Source organism: Bradyrhizobium sp. 40 (genome assembly GCF_023100925.1).
Lineage (GTDB): Bacteria > Pseudomonadota > Alphaproteobacteria > Rhizobiales > Xanthobacteraceae > Bradyrhizobium.
On record NZ_CP064688.1, the window covers coordinates 5,186,620 to 5,207,077 of the forward strand.

At 64.1% G+C, this 20,458-nt stretch carries 18 protein-coding genes; 7 read left to right on the forward strand and 11 right to left on the reverse strand.

All coding sequences use genetic code 11. From position 1 onward, the window contains the following. Positions 1 to 21: 21 nt before the first annotated feature. From IVB40_RS25055 to IVB40_RS25065, 3 genes are all read left to right on the forward strand, one after another. Positions 22 to 357 (forward strand): cupredoxin family copper-binding protein, encoded by a 336-nt coding sequence (locus tag IVB40_RS25055; RefSeq protein ID WP_027569019.1) that lies wholly within the window; start codon positions 22 to 24, stop codon positions 355 to 357. A 157-nt stretch (positions 358 to 514) separates the two neighbouring features. Continuing rightward, complete coding sequence (locus IVB40_RS25060; protein ID WP_247467401.1) at positions 515 to 1,063, forward strand: sigma-70 family RNA polymerase sigma factor; 549 nt, start codon at positions 515 to 517, stop codon at positions 1,061 to 1,063. Beyond that, positions 1,060 to 1,821, forward strand: coding sequence for an anti-sigma factor (locus tag IVB40_RS25065; protein WP_027569017.1), 762 nt, complete (start codon positions 1,060 to 1,062; stop codon positions 1,819 to 1,821). Before IVB40_RS25060 ends, IVB40_RS25065 begins: the two co-directional genes overlap by 4 nt. Before the next feature lie 15 nt (positions 1,822 to 1,836). Here IVB40_RS25065 and IVB40_RS25070 read toward each other — a convergent pair whose 3' ends face one another. Both IVB40_RS25070 and hpnO read right to left on the reverse strand, forming a co-directional pair. Continuing rightward, entirely contained in the window at positions 1,837 to 2,241 is a 405-nt protein-coding gene (locus IVB40_RS25070; RefSeq protein WP_247359912.1) for a GFA family protein, read from the reverse strand. A 114-nt stretch (positions 2,242 to 2,355) separates the two neighbouring features. Then, positions 2,356 to 3,747 carry an aminobacteriohopanetriol synthase HpnO gene (gene hpnO, locus IVB40_RS25075; RefSeq protein WP_247816629.1) on the reverse strand — a complete coding sequence of 464 codons (1,392 nt, stop codon included), beginning with the start codon at positions 3,745 to 3,747 and terminating at the stop codon, positions 2,356 to 2,358. Positions 3,748 to 3,888: 141 nt separating this feature from the next. Here hpnO and IVB40_RS25080 point away from each other — a divergent pair, with 141 nt between their 5' ends. Next, positions 3,889 to 4,521, forward strand: a complete 633-nt coding sequence (locus IVB40_RS25080) for a DUF2147 domain-containing protein (protein WP_247426047.1) — start codon at positions 3,889 to 3,891, stop codon at positions 4,519 to 4,521. Here IVB40_RS25080 and IVB40_RS25085 read toward each other — a convergent pair. Next, positions 4,489 to 7,077 (reverse strand): MMPL family transporter, encoded by a 2,589-nt coding sequence (locus IVB40_RS25085; protein WP_247816630.1) that lies wholly within the window; start codon positions 7,075 to 7,077, stop codon positions 4,489 to 4,491. The genes IVB40_RS25080 and IVB40_RS25085 overlap by 33 nt on opposite strands. Before the next feature lie 460 nt (positions 7,078 to 7,537). Between IVB40_RS25085 and ispH the strand changes: the two genes are divergently transcribed. Together ispH and hpnH are read left to right on the forward strand one after the other, a co-directional pair. Beyond that, a complete protein-coding gene (gene ispH / locus IVB40_RS25090; RefSeq protein ID WP_027516858.1) occupies positions 7,538 to 8,464 on the forward strand; it encodes a 4-hydroxy-3-methylbut-2-enyl diphosphate reductase in 927 nt (308 codons plus the stop codon). 35 nt (positions 8,465 to 8,499) lie between these two features. Continuing rightward, positions 8,500 to 9,660, forward strand: coding sequence for an adenosyl-hopene transferase HpnH (gene hpnH / locus IVB40_RS25095; RefSeq protein WP_027569013.1), 1,161 nt, complete (start codon positions 8,500 to 8,502; stop codon positions 9,658 to 9,660). A gap of 171 nt (positions 9,661 to 9,831) precedes the next feature. Here the strand turns inward: hpnH and IVB40_RS25100 are convergent, their stop codons facing one another. From IVB40_RS25100 to IVB40_RS25125, 6 genes are all read right to left on the reverse strand, one after another. Next, the gene (locus IVB40_RS25100) at positions 9,832 to 10,581 is read right to left on the reverse strand and encodes a phosphorylase (RefSeq protein WP_247359916.1); all 750 of its coding nucleotides are present in this window, start codon (positions 10,579 to 10,581) and stop codon (positions 9,832 to 9,834) included. Beyond that, the gene (gene shc / locus IVB40_RS25105) at positions 10,578 to 12,545 is read right to left on the reverse strand and encodes a squalene--hopene cyclase (protein ID WP_247816631.1); all 1,968 of its coding nucleotides are present in this window, start codon (positions 12,543 to 12,545) and stop codon (positions 10,578 to 10,580) included. Before shc ends, IVB40_RS25100 begins: the two co-directional genes overlap by 4 nt. 76 nt (positions 12,546 to 12,621) lie before the next feature. After that, on the reverse strand, positions 12,622 to 13,875 hold the full coding sequence (hpnE, locus tag IVB40_RS25110) for a hydroxysqualene dehydroxylase HpnE (protein ID WP_247816632.1): 1,254 nt from the start codon (positions 13,873 to 13,875) through the stop codon (positions 12,622 to 12,624). Further along, the gene (gene hpnD / locus IVB40_RS25115) at positions 13,875 to 14,714 is read right to left on the reverse strand and encodes a presqualene diphosphate synthase HpnD (protein WP_247359919.1); all 840 of its coding nucleotides are present in this window, start codon (positions 14,712 to 14,714) and stop codon (positions 13,875 to 13,877) included. Before hpnD ends, hpnE begins: the two co-directional genes overlap by 1 nt. Continuing rightward, positions 14,704 to 15,588, reverse strand: a complete 885-nt coding sequence (gene hpnC / locus IVB40_RS25120; protein ID WP_247816633.1) for a squalene synthase HpnC — start codon at positions 15,586 to 15,588, stop codon at positions 14,704 to 14,706. Before hpnC ends, hpnD begins: the two co-directional genes overlap by 11 nt. Positions 15,589 to 15,783: 195 nt before the next feature. Then, entirely contained in the window at positions 15,784 to 16,017 is a 234-nt protein-coding gene (locus tag IVB40_RS25125; RefSeq protein WP_007593627.1) for a hypothetical protein, read from the reverse strand. 460 nt (positions 16,018 to 16,477) lie between these two features. Here IVB40_RS25125 and IVB40_RS25130 point away from each other — a divergent pair, with 460 nt between their 5' ends. Next, positions 16,478 to 16,975 carry a hypothetical protein gene (locus IVB40_RS25130; RefSeq protein ID WP_027516853.1) on the forward strand — a complete coding sequence of 166 codons (498 nt, stop codon included), beginning with the start codon at positions 16,478 to 16,480 and terminating at the stop codon, positions 16,973 to 16,975. 122 nt (positions 16,976 to 17,097) lie between these two features. Here IVB40_RS25130 and IVB40_RS25135 read toward each other — a convergent pair whose 3' ends face one another. Then, positions 17,098 to 19,464, reverse strand: coding sequence for an MMPL family transporter (locus tag IVB40_RS25135; protein WP_247816634.1), 2,367 nt, complete (start codon positions 19,462 to 19,464; stop codon positions 17,098 to 17,100). 206 nt (positions 19,465 to 19,670) lie between these two features. After that, positions 19,671 to 20,456, reverse strand: coding sequence for an ethanolamine ammonia-lyase subunit EutC (gene eutC / locus IVB40_RS25140; protein WP_247816635.1), 786 nt, complete (start codon positions 20,454 to 20,456; stop codon positions 19,671 to 19,673). Positions 20,457 to 20,458: the final 2 nt, after the last annotated feature.

Consider the following 20,458-nt stretch of genomic DNA (forward strand, 5'->3'; position numbering starts at 1 on the left):
CAGGGCGAACGGAAGCTGACAATGAAGACTCTCAATCGCCGCGACTTCGGTGTCGCCTTCGGTCTCGCTTGGGCCGCGGCCATGCTGGTACCCGCCACAACCGCCCGTGCCGACGACATGGAGGTGCATATCGACAATTTCGTCTTCCAGCCGGCCGAGCTCAAGATCAAGGTCGGCACCACCGTGACCTGGACCAACCGGGACGACATCCCCCATACCGTTGTGTCGGCCGGGAAGTTCAGATCCAAGACCCTGGACACTGACGACAAGTTCTCGTTCACCTTCACCAATGCGGGCGACTACAAATATTTTTGTTCTCTGCACCCGCACATGACGGGGATGATCAAGGTTGAGTAACGTCTCGAACCAAGGCATCAACGTCTTGCCCGGCCGGTGGTCCCACGCCGGCCGGGCTCGTGTGCCTTCGGTCACACACAGGGACGAAACGAACAGGGACGAAACGAGCAACGACGAGACGAAGCAACGATCAGAACAAGAGGCAAAGCGAGGAGCGATGCCCGCCAACGACGATTTGCAGAAGGCGCAACGCTTCCGCGAGGCGGCGCTGCCCTATCTCGACGACGTCTACACCCTCGCGCGCTATCTCTTGCGTGATGCCTCCGATGCCGAGGACGCGGTGCAGGAGTGCTATCTGCGCGCGCTGAAGCATTTCGACAGCTATCGCGGACCGGCGATGAAGCCCTGGCTGTTCGCGATCCTGCGTAACGTCTGCAATGCCGAATATGCACGGCGCGCGCACAGGCACAGCGCGATCGACGATACGCCCGGCGCTGCCGAGCAGACGCCGATCTGGCAGGAGACCGAGGCCAGTCCCGAGACCGAAGTGCTGCGCAGCCGCGATGCGGGCGCGATCCGCAAGCTGATCGACGCGCTCGCCGAGCCGTTCAAGGAAACATTCGTGCTGCGCGAGATCAACAACCTGTCCTATCGCGAAATCGCTGAGGCCGTCGGCACGCCCGTCGGCACCGTGATGTCCCGCCTCGCCCGCGCCCGCGCCATGCTGCGCGCGGCCTGGACGGCGGATGAGGAGCAAGCAAGATGACCTGCGACGAAGCAAGAATCCTGCTTCACGCGCTGCTCGACAACGAGCTCGATGCCGGCCATGCGCGCGAGGTCGAAGCCCATATCGCGAGCTGCCCGGCCTGCGCTGCGGAGCTTTCGGCCCAACGCGACATGCAGCGCGTGCTCGCGGACGCCGATTTGCGCTACACCGCACCGGCGAGCCTGCGTGCGCGTATCGAGGCTTCGCTGCCGCAGCCGCAGCCGCAGCGCCAACAGCCGAGCCGCCGCTCCGTGCTGCGCGGCTTTGCGATGGGCTCGGCAGTCTCCGCGCTCGCCGCCTCCGGCGTCGTTGCATTGGTGCTGCGCCAGGACGACCAGCAGCGCATCCTGTCGGAGGTCGTCTCCGCGCATCTGCGCTCGCTCCAGGCCGGCCACCTCATCGACGTGGTCTCGACCGACCAGCACACGGTGAAGCCGTGGTTCAACGGCAAGCTCGACGTCGCCCCGCCCGTGATCGACCTCACCGCACAAGGGTTTACGCTGGTGGGAGGGCGGCTCGACTATATCGACGCCCGCGCCATCGGTGCGGTCGTCTACAAGCGCCGGCAGCACGTGGTGAATTTGTTCGTGTCGCAGACATCGAACGCGGAATACCGCGCGCCCAAGACCGAAACCATGCAGGGCTTCAACTGCCGGCGCTGGGGCAATCGCGGCCTGAACTTCTGGGCCGTCAGCGATCTCGCCCCCGACGAGCTTGCCGAATTCGTCGACAAGTTCGAGGCGGCGATGAAGGGTTAGCCTCTGCGCATCCAGTCATTCGAGCGGAGGAAATCGTTCGAAGACGGGCAGTTCGTGAGCCCGCTCCATCCAGCCAATCCGCTCGGCGACCTGAATGTGCATCGTCGCCGGAACGGCATCGGGGTCATCATAGGTCCCGCTCTGGATATCGATGATATCGGGCATCAGGTTTTCGTTGATGTAGAACAGCCCAGTGCCGCAATCGGCACAGAAGTGACGTCGTCCATGTTCGGATGATTGATAGATCTTCGGCTGACCGCGCACGACTTTGACGGCTTTGAGCGAATACATCGCCCAGCCGACCATCGGTGCCCCGGAGTGGCGGCGGCAATCCGCGCAATGGCAGAGCGCGTGCACCATCATGTCGCCGTTGACTTCGTAGCGGATCGCGCCGCAATGACAGCCGCCAGTCAAAGGCATCGCCCACTCCTCTCCCGGTCAGGTCAATGCCGGAAATAAGCGTCGATTTGGAATTTCGGGAGACGGACTGCTTCAGCAGGCCGCACGTCGCGACATCAGGCCGCAGCACAGGCCTTACGCCGATCGCCTCACCGCGTTGTCCACCAGCGTCTTGCCGAGCGACCAGATCGCGCCGGGGACCTTGTGGCTGCCGGCGATGACGTCGTCGAAGGCGCGCTCGATCCAGCCGCAATCTTCCTCGGTGATGGTGAGCGGCGGCAGAAGCTTGATGGTGTGGCTGCCGTGGCCGGCAACCTGCGTGAGGATCTTGTGGTCCTTGAACAGCGGCACGGTGATGAGCTGGCAGAACAGACCCTTGTTGGCCGCCTCCAGCACGTTCCAGGACGCCCGCAGCCGCAGCGATTTCGGCGGACCGAACTCGACGCCGATCATCAGACCCTTGCCGCGGACTTCCTTCATCAGCTCGTAGCCGGGCACCATGCGCGTGAGCGCGAGGCGCAGCTCGGCACCGCGCTTGGCGGCGGACTCGATCAGCTTCTCGGACTCCATGACGTCGAGCGTGGCGATGCCCGCGGCCATCGCCAGGTCGTTCTTGGAGAAAGTCGAGCCGTGCACGACTGCACGGTCCATCTGGTTGAAGATCTTGTCGAAGATGCTCTTGCGCGTCAGCACCGCGCCGACCGGCACATGGCCGCCGGACAGCGACTTCGACAGCAGCACCATGTCGGGCTCGACATTCCAGTGCTCGACCGCGAGGAAGCGGCCGGTGCGGCCCATACCGGTCTGGATCTCGTCGGCGACGAACAGCGTGCCGTATTTCTTGCAGAGCGCGGACGCACCCGGCAGGAACTCGTCGGTGGGCATGTTGACGCCCTTGCCCTGGATCGGCTCGACGACGAAGGCCGCCACCTCGCGCGAGGCCAGCGCCTTTTCGAGCGCGGCGAGATCGTTGAACGGGATCGAGGTGCAGCCCGGCAGCAGCGGCTCGAAGCCGGTGCGAAAGTTCGAATCACCCGTCAGCGAGAGCGCGCCATAGGTCAGGCCGTGATAGCCGTGGGCACAATAAACGATCCCCGGACGGCCGGTCGCGCCGCGGGCGAACTTGATCGCCGCTTCGACGCATTCGGCGCCGGAATTGGCGAAGAACGCCTTGTCAAGATAGGGGACGTACTTCAAAAGCCGCTCGGCAAGCACGCCGGCAAGCACCGAGACGTCAAACTGGACGAGGTTGGGCAGGTCGGCATCGAGCACGCTCTTGAGCGCCTCGCGCATGACCGGATGATTGCGCCCGATCGCAAACACGCCAAAACCGGACAAGAGGTCGAGATAGCGTGCCCCGTCGCGGTCGTAGAGGTACTGTCCCTGCCCCTTCTGGAAGCCGACATCGTAGCCGATGGTCTTCAGAACCCGAACGAACTGCTCGTTCAGATGCCGATTATGCAGGGCGCTGCGCTGGGCCTGGCGGTCCGCGAACAGCTGAGACATGTCTGGATTTGGGCTGTGCATCCGCTACATACTTCGGTTGAGGGCCGTCTCGTCAACTGAAAACGGAACGTCGCTGAAAACGGTCTGTGCGGCCTTTTGCCCTTTTTCGGACCATCTTCGCAAGCAGAGCTTTAGACCATGTTGCACTGCCAAGGAACTATCATGCGTTTAGCCCTTTACACCGGACTAATACTGGCTGGCGGTTACACCTGCCTGAACCCGGCGCTCGCGGCCGATCCGACCGGCGACTGGCGGGTTGCCGACGGCGTCGCCAACATTCGTGTCGCCCAATGCAATGGCAGCATGTGGGGCGCGGTTTCCTGGGAAAAACAGCCCGGCGGCCGCGACGAGAACAATCCGGACGCGTCGAAAAAGACCCGGCCCACGCTGGGCATGGCGACCCTGATCGACATGAAGAAGAAGCCCGGCGCCGATCAATGGGAAGGTCAGGTCTACAACGCCAAGGACGGCCAGCTCTACAGCGCGACCATCACGCCGGTTGGCACCGACCAGCTCGAGATCAAGGGCTGCGTGATGGGGTTCCTGTGCGGTGGCGAGACCTGGACCCGGGTCAGTCCCCCGATTCCCTTGAGCCCCGCCAACGCCATGGCCAAGGGCGCGCCCAAGCCCACCGGCGCGGCGCCGAAAGCCCCGGCAACGACCGGCGCTACAGCGGCGCAGGCTGCGCCCGCAGCCCCGAAGGCCACCGGCACTGCCAAACCCGGTCAGAAGGGCGCCGCCGACCAGGTCGGCGACATCTGCCTACTCCCTGAGATTGCGGGGTTTGCCCATTAGGGCGGGCTGAAACAGCAGCACGGCGGCAAGCGTCGTCACCAGCGACAGCGCGAGCAGCTTGCCCATGCTGGACGTGCCGGGATGGCTCGACAGCCAAAGGCTGCCGAACGCGGTCGCCGTTGTCAGCGCGCTGAAAAAGATCGCGCGCGTCAGGCTGGTCTGGAGCAGGTTTGTCCTGCCCGAGCGCCAAGCCACGACATAGTAGATCTTGAAGGCCACGCCGACGCCGAGCAGCAGCGGGAACGCGACGATATTGGCGAAGTTGAGCGGCAAGCCGATCAGCACGCAGATCTCGAGCGTCACCGCGCCGGCCACCAGCAGCGGCACCAGCGTCATCAGCACGTCGACGAACCGGCGCAGCGTGACCCACAGCAACAGGCCGATCACCAGCAGCGCATAGATTCCGGCATGGATGAACGCCTTCACCACGGTGTCGCCGGATTTCAGGATCGAGACCGGACCGCCAATCGCGGTCGGCTCGGCAACGAGTACCGCCGCCGCAAATTTGCGCAGCGTGTCGTTGTCGTTGGGATCGCCCTTCGGCAGCGCCTCGACGCGGATGATGCCGTCCTTGCTCTTCCAGGCGCTGACGAGATCTGCCGGCAATGACTTCAGGGTGACCGGCTCGGCCTGCATCGCGTTCCGGAGCTGGTCGAACACAATTTTCATCGGCGCGACGAACACGTCCTGCGCCTTGTTCCGCGTGGCCTCGTCGCCATTGGCGAGCTTTTCCAGCGCGTCCGCGAGCCGACGCGAGGCGACCGCTCCCGGGCCCTTCGCATCGCCTGCGGTCCGGCGCAGATTGTCGACCGAGGATTTCAGCGCATCGACGTTTTCCTTGTCCGACGGCGCGGCGTCGATCTGGTCGGGATTGAGCGCTGGGTTCAGCACCTTGGCGCCCTGCGCGAGCAGCTTCAGCTTCGGCGGCTGGTCTTCAGGAACGAAGCTGTTGAGCGACATCACGCGCAACACCTCCGGCACCTTCTCCAGCTTTGCCTCCACCTGCTTTGCCTGCTCTTCCGACGTGGTCATCACGTTGATGGCATTGGCGCCGGTGTTGGGATCCTTGCGCAAATCGAGGAAGGTCGCGATCGACTCTGCCTTCGGGTTGCGCAGATTCATCGGGTTGAAGTCGAACTTCATGAAATAGAGCAGCGGCAGGCCGGCGACCGCCAGAAACATCGTGCCACCGACGACCAGCACGCGGTGCTTCTCCAGGAAGTGATCGAGCGGCGCCAGGAAGGCATAGCCGACCGGCTCTTTCTCACCGGGCGGGTTCAACAGCTTCAGCATCGCCGGGAGCACGGTGATGCTGGTGAGGAACGCGACCAGCATGCCGACGCCGGCGATCTGGCCGAGTTCGGCGATTCCCTTGTAGTCGGTGGGGATGAAGCAGAGGAAGCCGGCCGCGGTCGCCATTGCCGCCAGCGATAACGGAATAGCCGAGCGCTTGGCAGCGAGGATCAGCGCCCCCGAGAGATCGTTGTGCTTGTAGCGCTCGGAGCGATAGCGGACGCTGTACTGAATGCCGAAATCGACGCCGAGGCCGACGAACAGCACGGCGAACGCGATCGACAGCAAATTGAGCGAGCCCACCATCATCAGGCCGGCGGCCGTTGTCAGCGCAAGACCTACGAAGAGATTGACGAACACCGCGAAGATGATCTTCGCCGAATGCAGCGCCAGCCACAGGATGAGCAGCACGACGAGAACCGTGCCGATGCCGTTAACGACGGCGCCTTCCTGGACGGTTGCATATTCCTCGTTGGCGATCGGGACCGGTCCAGTCAGCCGGACCCGCGCCTGGTATTTGGTGGCAAAATCCAGATCGGCTGCGGCCTTGCGGATCGCGTCGGTGGCGCCCTTACCGGGCTCCAGCGCGTTGTAGTCGAGGATCGGCTTGAACTCGATGAAGGCGCGCTTGTCCGAATCCGTCAGCGGCTCGTCACTGACGAGCTGGCGCCAGGAGAAGGTCGCATTGCCCTTGTTGAGCACGGTCTCGACCGTTTGCGCGATCTGGTTGAAGGGCCGTTCGGTGTTGTCGAGCTTGACCTGCCCGCGCTTGACGCCGGCAAGTCCGGTTTCCAGCGCGCCGGTCAGGCCACGGATCGAGGGATCGCCCGCCATGATCTCGATCAGGGGCGCGGCGGATTCGAACTGGCCGGTTACCTTGGCGACTTCCTCTGTCGGCAGGAACAAGAGGCCATTCTTTTCGAAGAACTCGCCGGTGCCGAGCTGCTGCATCGACTGGAAGTCGGTCTTGTTGTCCTTCAGCTTGGCATAGAGCGCGTCCGACGCCGCGGTCGCCATCTCCGGCGTCTTGGCTTCGACCACCGCCGTAATCGTCGCATCGCGGTCGAAGGCGCGATCGAACTGCTGGTCGCGTTGGCGCCAGTCCAGATTTTGGGCAATCAGCGAGTTGATGTCGGTGTTGATGGCGAAATGCTGGGACGTGTAATAGCCCGCCCCCACCGCCAGCAGGAGCCCGAGAACGACGACGAGGGAGGCAAACCGGGTGCAGGCCCTGACGATGGCAACGACGACGCTTTGCAGCACTACTTTTCTTTCTGCGGTTAACAGCTTGCCGGAAACGCCCGCTGTTTAACGGAGTTCCCGGCCGAAACCTATTGCTGTTTTGAGTGGTTATCGCCGTCAGAAGGTTCGAGGTAAACGGCGGAAGACCATGGCAAAATCATGCGGGCCGTCGGTATAGCCGAGGAGTTGAGGCGGGAAAGTGACGAAGCGTGCGCACAAATGTCGCCACTTTGCTGCCACGGGCATTCTCTACTATAATACCGCGAAACTGATCCGGCACGGAACCAAAGTTCATTCCACCTTTCCTTACTGCCGATTTTTTGACACAAAGTACTGCGCCTCCATGCACCGGGGCCCCGGCAGGGGTGGGCGGCTACCGCGTGCGCGAACCGATGGTGCGGATATTGCAACTCATTGGTTCGTATCGGGGTGTCCCCTGAACTTGAGAGCGGATTGGTGCAACTTGCGTGATGGGCGTCCAATGGAAGTTTATCTGGCGCAACCGCGCGGCTTTTGCGCGGGAGTGGTGCGTGCGATCGAGATCGTGGAACGGGCGCTGGAGAAGTACGGCCCGCCCGTCTACGTGCGCCATGAGATCGTGCACAACAAGTACGTCGTCGAGAGCCTGAAAAACAAAGGTGCGATCTTCGTCGAGGAGCTGTCGGAGGTGCCGCCCAAGGCCGTGACGGTCTTCAGCGCCCATGGCGTCGCCCGGAGCGTCGAGGAAGAGGCCGCTGCGCGCGACCTTCCGGTGCTCAATGCCACCTGCCCCCTGGTCACGAAAGTTCACAATCAGGGGAAGCGCTACATCGCCAGGGGCCGCACCCTGATCCTGATCGGCCATGCCGGCCACCCCGAGGTCGAGGGTACGATGGGCCAGGTTCCCGCCCCCGTACTGCTGGTCCAAAGCGTTGAAGAGGTTAAGGCCCTTGAGCTGCCGGCGGATACGCCAGTGGCCTATATCACCCAGACCACCCTGTCCGTGGATGACACAAAAGACATCATTTCGGCCCTGCAGGCCCGCTTTACAGATATTCAAGGCCCGGATATCCGGGATATCTGCTATGCGACACAGAACCGCCAATCTGCGGTAAGGGACTTGAGCAAGCTGGTCGACGTGATCTTGGTGGTGGGCGCTGCCAATAGCTCGAATTCGAACCGGCTCCGCGAAATCGGCACTGAAGCCGGTGTCGCGAGTTATCTGATTGCCGACGGCAGCGCGCTCAATCCGGAGTGGTTGAAAGATGCCAGGATCGTCGGCGTCACGGCCGGCGCTTCGGCGCCCGAGGTACTCGTGGATGACGTGATCGAAGCGATGCGGCGGATCGGACCGGTCAAGGTCTCGGTGCTTCCGGGCCGCGAGGAAAACATCGAATTCCGGCTTCCGGCCCAACTGGCTGCGAGCTGACCCACCCGAATTTCAAGCCCAGAAAGAAACTTGTAATGGCTATCCCCTTCTTCAAGGAAATGCGTATCGGCGGCTATTTGATCAAGCAGAAGCTGCTTGGCCGCAAGCGCTATCCGCTCGTGCTGATGCTGGAACCGCTGTTTCGCTGCAACCTCGCCTGCGTCGGCTGCGGCAAGATCGACTATCCGGATGCGATCCTCAACCGCCGCATGACCGCACAGGAGTGCTGGGACGCGGCCGACGAGTGTGGCGCGCCGATGGTCGCCATTCCCGGCGGCGAGCCGCTGATCCACAAGGAGATCGGCGAGATCGTGCGCGGCCTCGTCGCGCGCAAGAAGTTCGTCTCGCTCTGCACCAACGCGTTGTTGCTCGAGAAGAAGCTCGATCTGTTCGAGCCTTCGCCCTATCTGTTCTTCTCCGTGCATCTCGACGGCCTGAAGGAGCACCACGACAAGGCCGTGTCGCAGAAGGGCGTGTTCGACCGCGCCGTCTCCGCGATCAAGGCGGCCAAGGCCCGCGGCTTCACCGTCAACGTCAACGCCACCATCTTCGACGGCCATCCGGCCGAGGAGATCGCGAAATTCCTCGACCTCACCGTCGAGCTCGGTGTCGGCGTCTCGATGTCGCCCGGCTACGCTTATGAGCGCGCGCCCGACCAGGAGCACTTCCTCAACCGCACCAAGACCAAGAAGCTGTTCCGCGACGTCTTCGCGATGGGCAAGGGCAAGAAGTGGAATTTCATGCATTCCGGCCTGTTCCTGGACTTCCTCGCCGGCAACCAGGAATACGAGTGCACGCCTTGGGGCATGCCCGCGCGCAACATCTTCGGCTGGCAGAAGCCCTGCTATCTGCTCGGTGAAGGCTACGCCAAAACCTTCAAGGAGCTGATGGACACCACCGATTGGGAAACCTACGGCACCGGCAAGTACGAGAAGTGCGCCGACTGCATGGCCCATTGCGGCTACGAGCCGACGGCGGCGACCGCAGCCATCAACAACCCGCTGAAGGCGATGTGGGTGTCGCTGCGCGGCGTCAGGACCACGGGCCCGATGGCCCCCGAGATCGACATGAGCAAGCAGCGCCCGGCGCAGTACATCTTCTCGGCGGAAGTGCAGAAGCGTCTGTCGGAGATCCGCAAGGACGAGGCCGCCGCCGCGCAGGAGAAGGCCGCACGGAAGGCGTCGACCGCCGCGTAAGCGCGATGCCCTGTAGCCCGGATGGAGCGCAAGCGAAATCCGGGACGGGGCCCTCCGCGTTGAAGACGTCGGATTGCGCTCCGCTCCATCCGAGTGACGCACACTGAAACAGAAAAGGCCCGATCGCCAATGGCGACCGGGCCTTTTGTTTTTAATGATCGCAGAAACCGCTCAGGCCGCCTCTGAAACCAGCGCCTCGCTCTCGACGAGCTCGGTGCCGATCAGGAAGTCGCGGCAGCCGCGAAGTGAGCGCAGCGCGCGGTTGAAGTCGAGGCCGGTCGAGACCAGTCCGTGCAGCGCGGTCGGGTTGCGCGCGATGCCGCGCAGCACGGCCAGCACGTCGATCTGGCCGTTCGGCTTGATGGCGGCGCGGGCGAGCGCCGGCAGCGCGCGATGGGCGGGATCGCTGATGACGCGGACCGCGGCGAACGGCAAGCCGGCCTCGGCGGCGTAGGCGGCCGCGATGTGGCTTTCCATGTCGACGGCGGCCGCTCCGGTCTCCGAATGCAGCGCCGCCTTGCAGGACCGCCCCGTGACCACTTCCTCGGCACCGGCGAGGCTGCCGCGCACCACGCGGCGGCGTCCAGACGTCAGGCGGTCGATCAGGTCGTCGCCGAGCGAGAGGCCAGCGGCCCAGCGGGTATCGCCCGCGAGCACCTCGGTCGCCAGCACGACGTCGCCGGAGCGCAGCGTCGGGTCGAGCCCGCCGGCCACGCCAAAGGAGATCACGCCGCGAATCGTCTCGGGATCCAGCACCGTCAACAGCGCCCGCAACTGGGTCGGGCTGCTCGATGAGCAAATGACCGCCATGCCGGGCCCGGCCGCGATTCGGGCCTCCTGAACCAGTCCCGTCACGATCAATATCGGCCGCGGATCAACGGTTTGACCCGCGGTAAGATAGTCCCCCGTCCCCAAAGTCACATTCCGACCCCTACCACCCTGCTGTTGGTGTTCCGCAAGTTCCGATACCGCGCCAATGCCCACAGCGGGAAGAACTTCGGATAACCATGGTACCGTAGATAGAATACACGGGGAAAGCCTGTGGCGGTGTACCGCTGTTCGTCCCACAGTCCTTTTTCGTTCTGTGTTGCAATCAGGTACTCCATCCCGCGGGCGACGGCCGGGTGATCAACCTCGCCAGCAGCCATAAGGGCAAGCAAGGCCCATGCCGTTTGCGAGGCGGTCGAGGGAGCAGCCTCCCAGCCCTGGTAGTCCAGCCGGTAGCTGACGGCATCCTCGCCCCAGCCGCCGTCCTGGTTCTGGATCGAGGCCAGCCAGCCGGCCGCCTTGCGCATCATCGGATCGTCGTGGCGGACGCCGGCCATGTTGAGGGCGCACAGCACCGACCAGGTTCCGTAGATGAAGTTCATGCCCCAGCGGCCGTACCAGGACCCTTCGGGGTGCTGGGTCTTGCGGAGGTAGGCGATCCCGTCCGCGACGTGCTTGCTGGTCTTCGCGGTCTCGCCGAGCTGGGCGAGCATCGAGATGCAGCGCGCGGTGACGTCCTCCGTCGGCGGGTCGAGCAGCGCGCCATGGTCCGAGAATGGGATGTTGTTCAAATAATATTCGAGATTGTTGACGTCGAAGGCGGCCCAGCCGCCGTCGTCGCTCTGCATGCCTTCGATCCACTCCCGGGCACGGTCGATCGCGGCGTCATAGCCGGTCGCACCGTGCTCCCGGCGCATCCGGTCCATCGACATCACGACCACCGCAGTGTCGTCGAGATCGGGATAATGGGCATTGTTGTACTGGAAGGCCCAGCCGCCCGAGCGCACGTCGGGCCGCTTCACCGCCCAGTCGCCCTTCACCTCGAGCTCCTGCTTCGGGATCAGCCAGTCGAGACCCTGCTTGGCCGCCGGCACCGCCTTGTCACCGCCGGCTTCGAGCAGCGCGTGGGCGGTCAGCGTCGTGTCCCACACCGGCGAGACGCAGGGCTGGCAATAGGCTTCGTCGTCCTTGATCACGAGCAGCTTGTCGATACCCCGGCGCGTGATCGCGCGCGGCGGGAAGTTCTCGTCCTTGCCGAGCGCGTCGTACATCATGACGATGTTGGCCATCGGCGGATAGATCGCGCCCATGCCGTCCTCGCCGTTGAGCCGCTCCTCGGTGAAGGCGAGCGCGGCGTCGATGGCGCGCTTGCGCAGGCTCTTGGGAAACATCGGCTCGACCACGCGCAAAATGCCGTCAAGCGCGCGGAACAGCACGAACCAGGCCATGCTCTGGTGTGGCGCCTTGGCGGTCATGCCGATCGAGCGCGGATCCTGCAGGAACAGTTCGTCGATGCCGACGCCCTTGGGATTCTTCGCCCGTGGCTTCAGCGCGGCGATGACCATCAGCGGCACCATGGTGGTCCGCGCCCAGTAGGAAATCTTGTTGATGTGGAACGGCGACCAGAACGGCAGCAGCACGATCTCGATCGGCAGCACCGGTACCGCGCGCCAGGTCACGATGCCAAACATCGCAAGCATGAAGCGCGTGAAGACGTTGCTGTGAATGGCGCCGCCGCGGGAATGGATCGCCTCGCGCGCACGCACCATGTGCGGCGCGTCGATGGAATCCCCGATCATTTTCAGCGCGAAATATGCCTTGACGCTGGCGCTCATGTCGAACTCGCCGTCATGCACCAGCGACCAGCCGCCATGGGCGCCCTGCACGCGGCGAAGATAATTGGCGATCTTGGCTTCGAGCACGGCATCGACCGGCTCGGCGAGATAGTGGCGCAGCAGGACGTATTCGGCCGGAATCGTGCAATCGGCCTCGAGCTCGAATACCCAATGGCCGTCGGGTTGCTGGAAGCCGAGGACGCCTCCGGTGGCCGACGCAATGCTCGATTCCAAGTTCCTGAATTCTTGGGCTTCGCCGCTGGTCGCGTTCACGGAATCCATCTCGCTCGATTGCTCCGATAGTCGATTGAATGGGCCGAAATTGACCGGGACAAATGCCCGTCAGGGCCGCCTGTCACTATCCCTTGGCGGCCAGAACCAGATCGGCGGCGCGATCACCGGATCGGACCGATCCCTCGATGGTTGCAGGCAATCCCGTAGCAGTCCAATCGCCTGCAAGAAACAGGTTTTTCAGCGCAGTGACCGGCCCTGGACGCAGGGCATTCTGCGCCGGCGTCGCCGCAAATGTGGCGCGGCGCTCGCGTACGATCTGCCAGGGGGGCAGCTCGCCGGAAACACCGCCCGCCTTGCAGACGTCGTTCCAGATCGCCTGCGCGAGTTCCTCGCGCGGCATGTCGACCAAGCGGTCGCCGTTGCTGATGGTGACGGACAGCCGGTTCGGGAACGCAAACAGCCATTCCACGACGCCGCCGATCACGCCGAGGATCGGAGCAGATCCCGCCGGCGGCTCGACGCGGAAATGCGCATTCACGATGGCGCGGAATTCGGTCGGCGTCTTCAGGCCCGGCAGCAGGTTGGAGGCAGCGCGCGGCGGCACCGCCATCACGACGACATCGCCCGCGCCGATCTGGATCACATCCTCGCCGCCGAAATTCAGCGCGCCGACCTTGCCGTGATGGGTCGCAAACGAGCGCAGCTCATGGCCGAGCTGAACGCTGTGCCCGCGCTCCTGCAGGAACGTCACGGCAGGCTCGATCAGTACCGCGCTGAGCCCGTCGCGCGCGATCAGGGGACGGCAGGCCTGCCCGCCGGCGAGCAGCGTCTCGCGCACGATCGCGCCGGCGAGCCCCGCCGAGCCTTCGGGGGGATCGACGTTGAGCGCCGCGAGCAGCAGCGGCTGCACCAGGCGTTGATAGAGGACGCCTTCGCACGGAATTGACTTGCCGACCAGCGTCTCTTCCGATGCCCAGATCAGCGGCGCCAGCTTCAGATAATCGGTCAGCCCGGTGTCGGGGACGCGGCGGCTCTCGTCGAGCACCCAGGTCGGGAGCCGGCCGTCGCCGAGGTCGATCTGCCAGCGCTGCCCGGTCTTGAGATCGACGAAGGGAAACTGCGCGCGCTCCGGACCGACGAGGCCCGCCTCGGTGCCGATCGAACGCGCATAGGCGCGCGCATGACTGTTGCCGGACAGCAGCAGATGGTTGCCGTTGTCGATGGTGAGATTGGTGGCGCCGTCGAAATAGGAACGGCAACGGCCGCCGGCCTGCTGCGTCGCCTCGTGCACGGCGGCCTTGAAGCCGGCATTAGCAAGCCGCACGGCGGCGGAAAGGCCGGAGATTCCAGCACCGATGATGTGAGCTGTTTTTTGCATCAGATGAGAGCGTAACGGAGCAGGATGGCGATGCGTGTGACCTTCGACACACGCACCGGTTCGCGCGGCGCGTTGAACCCGCGCGCGATCAGGAGATCCAGAATGGCATGATAGTATTTCGACATCATCCGCGGCGCGCGCACCGCGCGGCGGCGGTTGCGGTTCATGATCTCGTCCGACTTCTCGAAATACACCTTTGCGCGCTGCGCCAGCGGCAGGCAGACCTTCGGCAGCGCGCGCTCGACGATCACGCGGTCCGGATCGTTGGAGGTGATGCCGGCATGCAGCAGCGCTTCGCGCGGCAGATAGAGCCGGCCGAGGCCCGCGTCCTCGTCGATGTCGCGCAGGATGTTGGTGAGCTGGAGCGCGCGGCCGAGATGATGGGCGAGCTCGATGCCGTCTTCTTCCGGCAGGCCGAAGACCCGGACCGACAGCCGCCCCACGGCGCTCGCGACGCGATCGCAATAGAGATCCAGCGTCGCCATGTCGGGCGCGCGGATGTCCTGCGGCACGTCCATCTCCATGCCGTCGACGATCGCGAGGAAATCCTCGCGCTTGAGGCCGAAGGTCTTCACCGAGGCGACGTAGTCCTTCAGCCGCGGCGGCGGATTGCCCTGGTAGAGCGCATCGATGTCGTTGCGCCACGCCTGAAGGGCGGCGAGCCGCTCGTCGCGCGGACCATCGGAATCGGCGATGTCGTCGACCTGGCGGCAGAAGCTGTAGATCTGGAACATCGCTTCGCGCTGGTCGTGCGGCAAGATGCGCATCGCGGCGTAGAACGAACTGCCGGATGCGGTCGAGCCATAATTGGCGCTGGGCGAGGTCGCCTCAAGCGTCATGTGCAGTCCCCGGTCTGGAAATGGCCTTGCGTCCGACCGCGCGGTGGCCGACTTCGCCGATCATGCCGGCGAGGCTGAAGGTGAGGAGCTCGAGCTTGTTCAGGTGCACGCGTTCGCGCAAGGGATCGCGCACCTTCAACAGGCGCACGATGCGGTCGGCATAGGCCTGGATCACCGAGACCTCGACGCCGAGGCGGAAATCCCTGATTTCCGCGCTGAGCGACCTGCCCTCGTCCAGCAGCGCTTCGTTGCGCACGGCGAGAGCCTGAAGGCAGGCCAGCATCGCCGGCGGCGACTGCGCCAGTCCGAGCTGCTCGACCGAGGCGCCACTCGCGGCCAACGCGTCGCGCGGCAGATAGACGCGGTTGAGCTCGCGGAAATCCTTGCCGCAATCCTGAAGGTGATTGTTGATCTGCAGCGCTGCGCAGAGCGCATCCGACGCGGCCCAGGTGGAGGTGCTCTCACCATGGACGTCGAGCATGAAGCGGCCGACCGGCATCGCCGAGTAGCAGCAATAATGGATGACCTCGTCCCAATTCTCGTAGCGCAACTTGGTCACGTCCATACGGAACGCGATGAGCACGTCGAGCGCGTGGCGCGGCGCCATGCCACGTTCGGCCAGTGCGTGCCGCAATCTGACGGCCTCGGCCTGGGTGTCGCCCGTGCCGAGCAATTCCGCCTCGAGCAGGTCGAGATAAGCGAGCTTCTTATCCGGCGGCAGCGTGGCGTGGTCGGCGATGTCGTCGGCGGTGCGGACGAAATTGTAATACGCCAGGATCAGCGCGCGATGACGCGGATGAATGATCCAGGACGCGACGGGAAAATTCTCGTCGCGCTCACCCTTGCCGGATCGCAATTCGCTCGCAGAGGTCATCGAGGGCTGGTCTACAATCGTTTGGACAGGAAGGGCTTTTTCGCTCGCGCTAGCCCGTGCCGGCGATGCCGCCGCGGCCCCCATATAGGGGAATACGGCCGCAAAACCAATCCTGTCTCTCGATGGCTGCCCTTCGCGGATCAGGTCCGAAAAGGCGGCCCAAAAGGCCGCCTTTTTGTGGGCCAGTGGCCGAGCTTACTGGTTATGGTTCTTCAGGACCTGGTCGCAGGCCTGCGAGATCTTGGCCCGGTTCTCCTTGAGGCAGGCCAGGATGGTGAAATCGCCCTGGTCGATGACCGGACGGCAGAGCTTCTGCACATCGCGCGAGCAGGCCTTCTGCTCGGCGTCGGTGCCGCGCCCTTGCTGGGCGAACGCTGCAGTCGAGAGGGAGGCCGACAGCAAGGTGAGAGCGACGAGAAGCTTACGCATTGTATTCCTTCATTCTGACGGCAGAATCGCACCTATCCCGGGCAGCACTGGGCGACGACCGGAACGGATTGTTCTGATGGCAAGTCGCCGCGGGAGTAGCGGCCTCGGAGAAGGCACAAGCACTGGCAAATGCGGCCAAATTGGCGCCACGTCCACCAAATCAGGTCTTCCCTGCGCCTTCTCTGGCAAATGTAAGAGACTGATACTACGTCATAATCCAGGTGTGCCGCGTTTTGCTGCGCACCTGTTGCAGAGCTGCATCTCTCCATCCCGCCTTGGGCGCCAGAAACATGCCGAAACGCAGAGAATACGGAGGCTACCCATGGCATACGCGCTTCGCGATGCCGACATGTGGGCGGCCGTCCATTGAACCTGACACAGGCTCGGAACACTAAACCTTCGATGTGGCGAGACGTCCTTCGTGACAAGCGGACGTCGTTCGAAAACGGGATATTTTGAGATGAAATTCTTTGGGCGATCTGAACTGGCAATCAAGGCGGCCGGCATCGGCGCTGTGCTGCTCTTCTCGGTTTCGACAAGTCAGGCTCAGTCGTCCGGACCGTTTGCAGGTTTCGAGGGCGCGTGGACCGGCACGGGTACGGTGTCGCTGTCCGACGGCTCCACCGAGCGCATCCGCTGCAAGGCCGACTACAAGGTTGCCGGCACCGGTCTCAGCCTCAAGCAGGCGCTGCACTGCGCGTCCGACAGCTACAAATTCGACCTCACCAGCGACGTGACCAGCCAGGGCGAGCGCATCTCCGGCAATTGGAGCGAGACCAACCGCAACATCTTCGGCAATCTCCAGGGCACTGCCGGTGGCGGCCAGATCGAGGTGTTCGTCGAGGCCAACGGCTTTGCCGCCAATCTGTCGCTGCGCACCAATGGCACCAAGCAAACGGTGCAGATCTCGTCCAAGGGCGAGATTCGCGGCGTCAACATCACGATGACAAAGGGCTGACAGGTCTTACCGCTTCGAAAGCAGCAAGCCCCGGTTCTCGCGAACCGGGGCTTTGTTGTTTTTCGGAGACGCGGCGCAATCGCCCGGACCGCACCGATTTCATGTCTGATGAATGAAACCGCTCAGATCGCCGGTTTGTCGGTGCCCTGAAGCTTGGCGTGCAGATTGATCAGCCACATCGCCGTCGGCCGCAGGATGAAGAGATCGGCGACGAGCGCCATGACCATCGAGAAAGCGCTGAGCCAGCCGAACAGCCGTAGCGACGGCAGGTCGGAGAACACCGTGACGACGAGACCGCAGGCGAGCACCAGCGTGGTCAGGATCAATGCCGGGCCCACCAGCACGGTCGCGCGCTCCACCGCGAGCGCCGAGCCGACGCCCGGCTTGCTCTCGAGCCTGAGGCGGTTGAGGAAGTGGATGGTGGCGCTTAAGCCGAGGCCGAACGAAACGGTCAGAGCCACGACACTGGCGAATTGCAGTCCCTCACCCATCGCCCACAGCACCGTTCCCGACATCACGACGGGGAAGATGCCCGGCAGGATGCAGGCGAACATCACCACCCAGGACCGGAAGGCCAGGCCGATGAAAATCGCGACCAGCGCGAATTCGACGGTGAGCCCGCGGTTGAGCTTCTCGATCATGCCGGCCGAGTTGCGCGCGGCAATCGCGGCAAGACCCGTGACCGCTACTTCATAGCCGGGATGCTTCTTGCGGACGGCGTCGAGCTCGGAATCGAGCTTGTCGACGATCGGCAGGAGCTGGCTGGAATCCTTGTCCGGCACGCGACCTGCGACCACGACGGCGTCCTGCTCGGCATCGATGAACCGGCGCACCAGATGCTCCGGAATGACACTGACATATTCCTTCAGGGTCGCGACGTCGGCGCTGCCGGCCTTGTCCGCGAGCCAGCGGCGCAGGGTCTCGACCGACCAGACATTGCCGACACCGGCTGCCTTCTCCACCGTCGCGTGCACGTCGGCGATGGTCTGCAGCGTCTCCGGCGAATAGAGCGATTCACCCTTGGGGAACTGGATCAGAACGTTGACCGGGTTGGCGCCGGTGAGCTTGGCGTCGAGCCGGTCGCTGGCGGCGACCGCCTGGCGCTTGTCCGGCACCTGGTCGGCGAGCCGGTAGCGCGGCTCCAGATTGGCGTAGATGACGCCGAGGCCCGCCACGAACACCACGGCGATCAGGCTGAACAGGCCGGGACGGCCCACCATGCGCACCGCGATCCAGTAGCAGAAATTACGCAGCGCCTGCACGCCGGCATCCGCAGTCTGGAACTTGGACGCAAAGACCTTCTCGTTGCGCACCAACAGCACGCCGAACACCGGCACCAGCGACAACACCGCGACCAGCGCGATGATGGTGGCGGCGAGACCCGCCTCGCCGAACTTGCGGATCAGATCGGAGTCGGAGAACTGGAGCGCGATAAAGGAAATGCCGGCGGTGCCGTGCGTCAGCACGCAGGCCGGTCCCACCACCAGCACCGCGTTCTTGAATGCGGTGAACTTGTCCTGGCCCGCGATCAGCCGGTCGCGCGCGGCGAAGGTGAGCTGCATCGAGTCCGAGAAGCTGATGACCATGATGAGCGGCGTCATCACGTTCAGGAACATGTTGAGATTGAAATTGGCCCAGCCGAGCGCGCCGAGCGCCAGCAGGATCGCGATCATCGGCGGGAACGCGGCCGCCACCATGAATGAGATCTTGCGGAAGAAGATGATGGCAATGACACAGCCGGCGAGAATGCCGAGGATGTTGTAGGTGAGCCCGTCGCGCTCGACCGCGTTGCGGATCTCGAGCTGCATCACCGGCACGCCGGACAGCTGCACGTTGAGCCCGGTGTCGCCGAGGTCTTCCTTCATCAGCGCGCGGATGTCGGCGACGGTCTTGGTCAGCTTATTGGAGGCGACCACCTCCGGATCGAGCGACAGCACGATCAGCGCCAGCGTACCGTCCTCAGACAACAGCTTGCCGCGGATGATCTCGTTGGCTTTGACGCCCTCGATAAACTTGTCATAGGCCGCGCCCTCGGGCAGCTCGGGCGGGAACAGCGCGGCGGGAAGCTTGCCCGGCGCCGGCGCCTGACGCGCGGAGAACAGCGAGACCAGTCCGCGCGTCCCCTCGACCAGCTGCATGTCGGTGACGAAGTCGCGCAGCTTCTCGAGGTTGTTCCGCGCCAGCAGGGTCTTGCCCTCGACTACGACGAGAACGTCGAATTCCTCGGCCGGGAACTTCTTGGTCACCGCTTCGTACTGGCGGAATTCCGGCGTGTTGGACCGGAACAGCTGCGACAGCGAATCGTCGATCTTGATCCGGTGGATGCCGAATACAGCGCCGACGATCAGGACGAGCAGGACGATGCAGGAGACGATGGGCGCCCGGACGGCGAACAGCCCGATGCGCTCCAGCCCGAAGGCGATCGAGGACGCAGGCCCCTGCTCGACCTTGTCGACATGAACCTCACTCTCGCTGTGCTTTTCGAGCATGCCTTGTCCAGTTCCTAAATCGGCTCGGGTCTGTGAGCTTGTCGCGCCCCGCGAACGGCTTGAAAATGCCATACCAATGGGAGGCTTGCCCTTTGAAAATGCGCAGAAAATCGCCGCGAGGGGTTTAGCAGGTCAATCACCCTTCTCGCAAGCAGGCGGAGTGTGGCCGAATCGATCAAGATGTGGCGATTTTGCCTTAATGCCCTTCATTCGGGCAAAGCCGTGCCAATTCGACGCGGCGCGCGGTCCGCGCTCTCGTCCTTCAGCGCCACACCGCTCACTCCCCGCGCGAGCCCCTCGCGGACCAGCCAGGCGATCTTGAAGGCCGCCTCGTCATAGCTCAACCCGGCCTTGTGGATGTTCGACACGCAGTTGCGCTCGGCATCGGTGCGGCCCGGCTTCGGGGCGAACGTCAGATAGGCGCCAAGACTGTCGGGCGCCGACAGGCCCGGCCGCTCGCCGATCAGCGTCACGACCATGCGCGCGCCGAGAATGGCGCCGATCTCGTCACCGAGCGCGACGCGCGCGCCTGAGGCGACGACGACATGGCCGATCGCGACACCATCGTCGGCTGCGAACAACGGCAGCAGACGCATCAGCAGCGCGGCCGCGTGGGCGTGGACCGCCGCCGCCGATAAGCCATCGCCAATCACGACCGCGAGTTGGCACGGCTCCGAGGCGCTCCGCGCCAGGGCCTCGATTGATCCGGCATCGAGCCGTCTGCCCAGGTCGGGCCGCCGCAGATAGTCCCTGCGATCGACCGCCCGGCTGTTCGCCTCGGTGACGACGAGGCCAAGCGCGCGGAGATCCGCAACCAGCCGCGGCGCATCGAAGACGGCATGCACGGCATCGCGGGCGCGGGCATGGTCCAGCGTGAAATCGAGCAGTGCCCGCGTCGGCAGGCTCGCGCCGCTGCGCCCGAGCGCGACGCGCGCAGGCGTGAGCGACCGCAGATCGAGGGTCGGGCGACGCGGGGTGGCCGGATCAGACATGT

Excerpts from the sequence above, each read along its gene's own strand:
- hpnH (WP_027569013.1), top strand. The coding sequence starts at position 8,500 with ATGGCTATCCCCTTCTTCAAGGAAATGCGTATCGGCGGCTATTTGATC.
- hpnD (WP_247359919.1), bottom strand. The coding sequence starts at position 14,714 with ATGACGCTTGAGGCGACCTCGCCCAGCGCCAATTATGGCTCGACCGCA.
- IVB40_RS25135 (WP_247816634.1), bottom strand. The coding sequence starts at position 19,464 with ATGCTCGAAAAGCACAGCGAGAGTGAGGTTCATGTCGACAAGGTCGAG.
- ispH (WP_027516858.1), top strand. The coding sequence starts at position 7,538 with ATGGAAGTTTATCTGGCGCAACCGCGCGGCTTTTGCGCGGGAGTGGTG.
- hpnO (WP_247816629.1), bottom strand. The coding sequence starts at position 3,747 with ATGCACAGCCCAAATCCAGACATGTCTCAGCTGTTCGCGGACCGCCAG.
- IVB40_RS25065 (WP_027569017.1), top strand. The coding sequence starts at position 1,060 with ATGACCTGCGACGAAGCAAGAATCCTGCTTCACGCGCTGCTCGACAAC.
- IVB40_RS25130 (WP_027516853.1), top strand. The coding sequence starts at position 16,478 with ATGAAATTCTTTGGGCGATCTGAACTGGCAATCAAGGCGGCCGGCATC.
- IVB40_RS25125 (WP_007593627.1), bottom strand. The coding sequence starts at position 16,017 with ATGCGTAAGCTTCTCGTCGCTCTCACCTTGCTGTCGGCCTCCCTCTCG.
- IVB40_RS25070 (WP_247359912.1), bottom strand. The coding sequence starts at position 2,241 with ATGCCTTTGACTGGCGGCTGTCATTGCGGCGCGATCCGCTACGAAGTC.
- IVB40_RS25055 (WP_027569019.1), top strand. The coding sequence starts at position 22 with ATGAAGACTCTCAATCGCCGCGACTTCGGTGTCGCCTTCGGTCTCGCT.
- hpnC (WP_247816633.1), bottom strand. The coding sequence starts at position 15,588 with ATGACCTCTGCGAGCGAATTGCGATCCGGCAAGGGTGAGCGCGACGAG.
- shc (WP_247816631.1), bottom strand. The coding sequence starts at position 12,545 with ATGGATTCCGTGAACGCGACCAGCGGCGAAGCCCAAGAATTCAGGAAC.
- IVB40_RS25060 (WP_247467401.1), top strand. The coding sequence starts at position 515 with ATGCCCGCCAACGACGATTTGCAGAAGGCGCAACGCTTCCGCGAGGCG.
- IVB40_RS25080 (WP_247426047.1), top strand. The coding sequence starts at position 3,889 with ATGCGTTTAGCCCTTTACACCGGACTAATACTGGCTGGCGGTTACACC.
- eutC (WP_247816635.1), bottom strand. The coding sequence starts at position 20,456 with ATGTCTGATCCGGCCACCCCGCGTCGCCCGACCCTCGATCTGCGGTCG.
- hpnE (WP_247816632.1), bottom strand. The coding sequence starts at position 13,875 with ATGCAAAAAACAGCTCACATCATCGGTGCTGGAATCTCCGGCCTTTCC.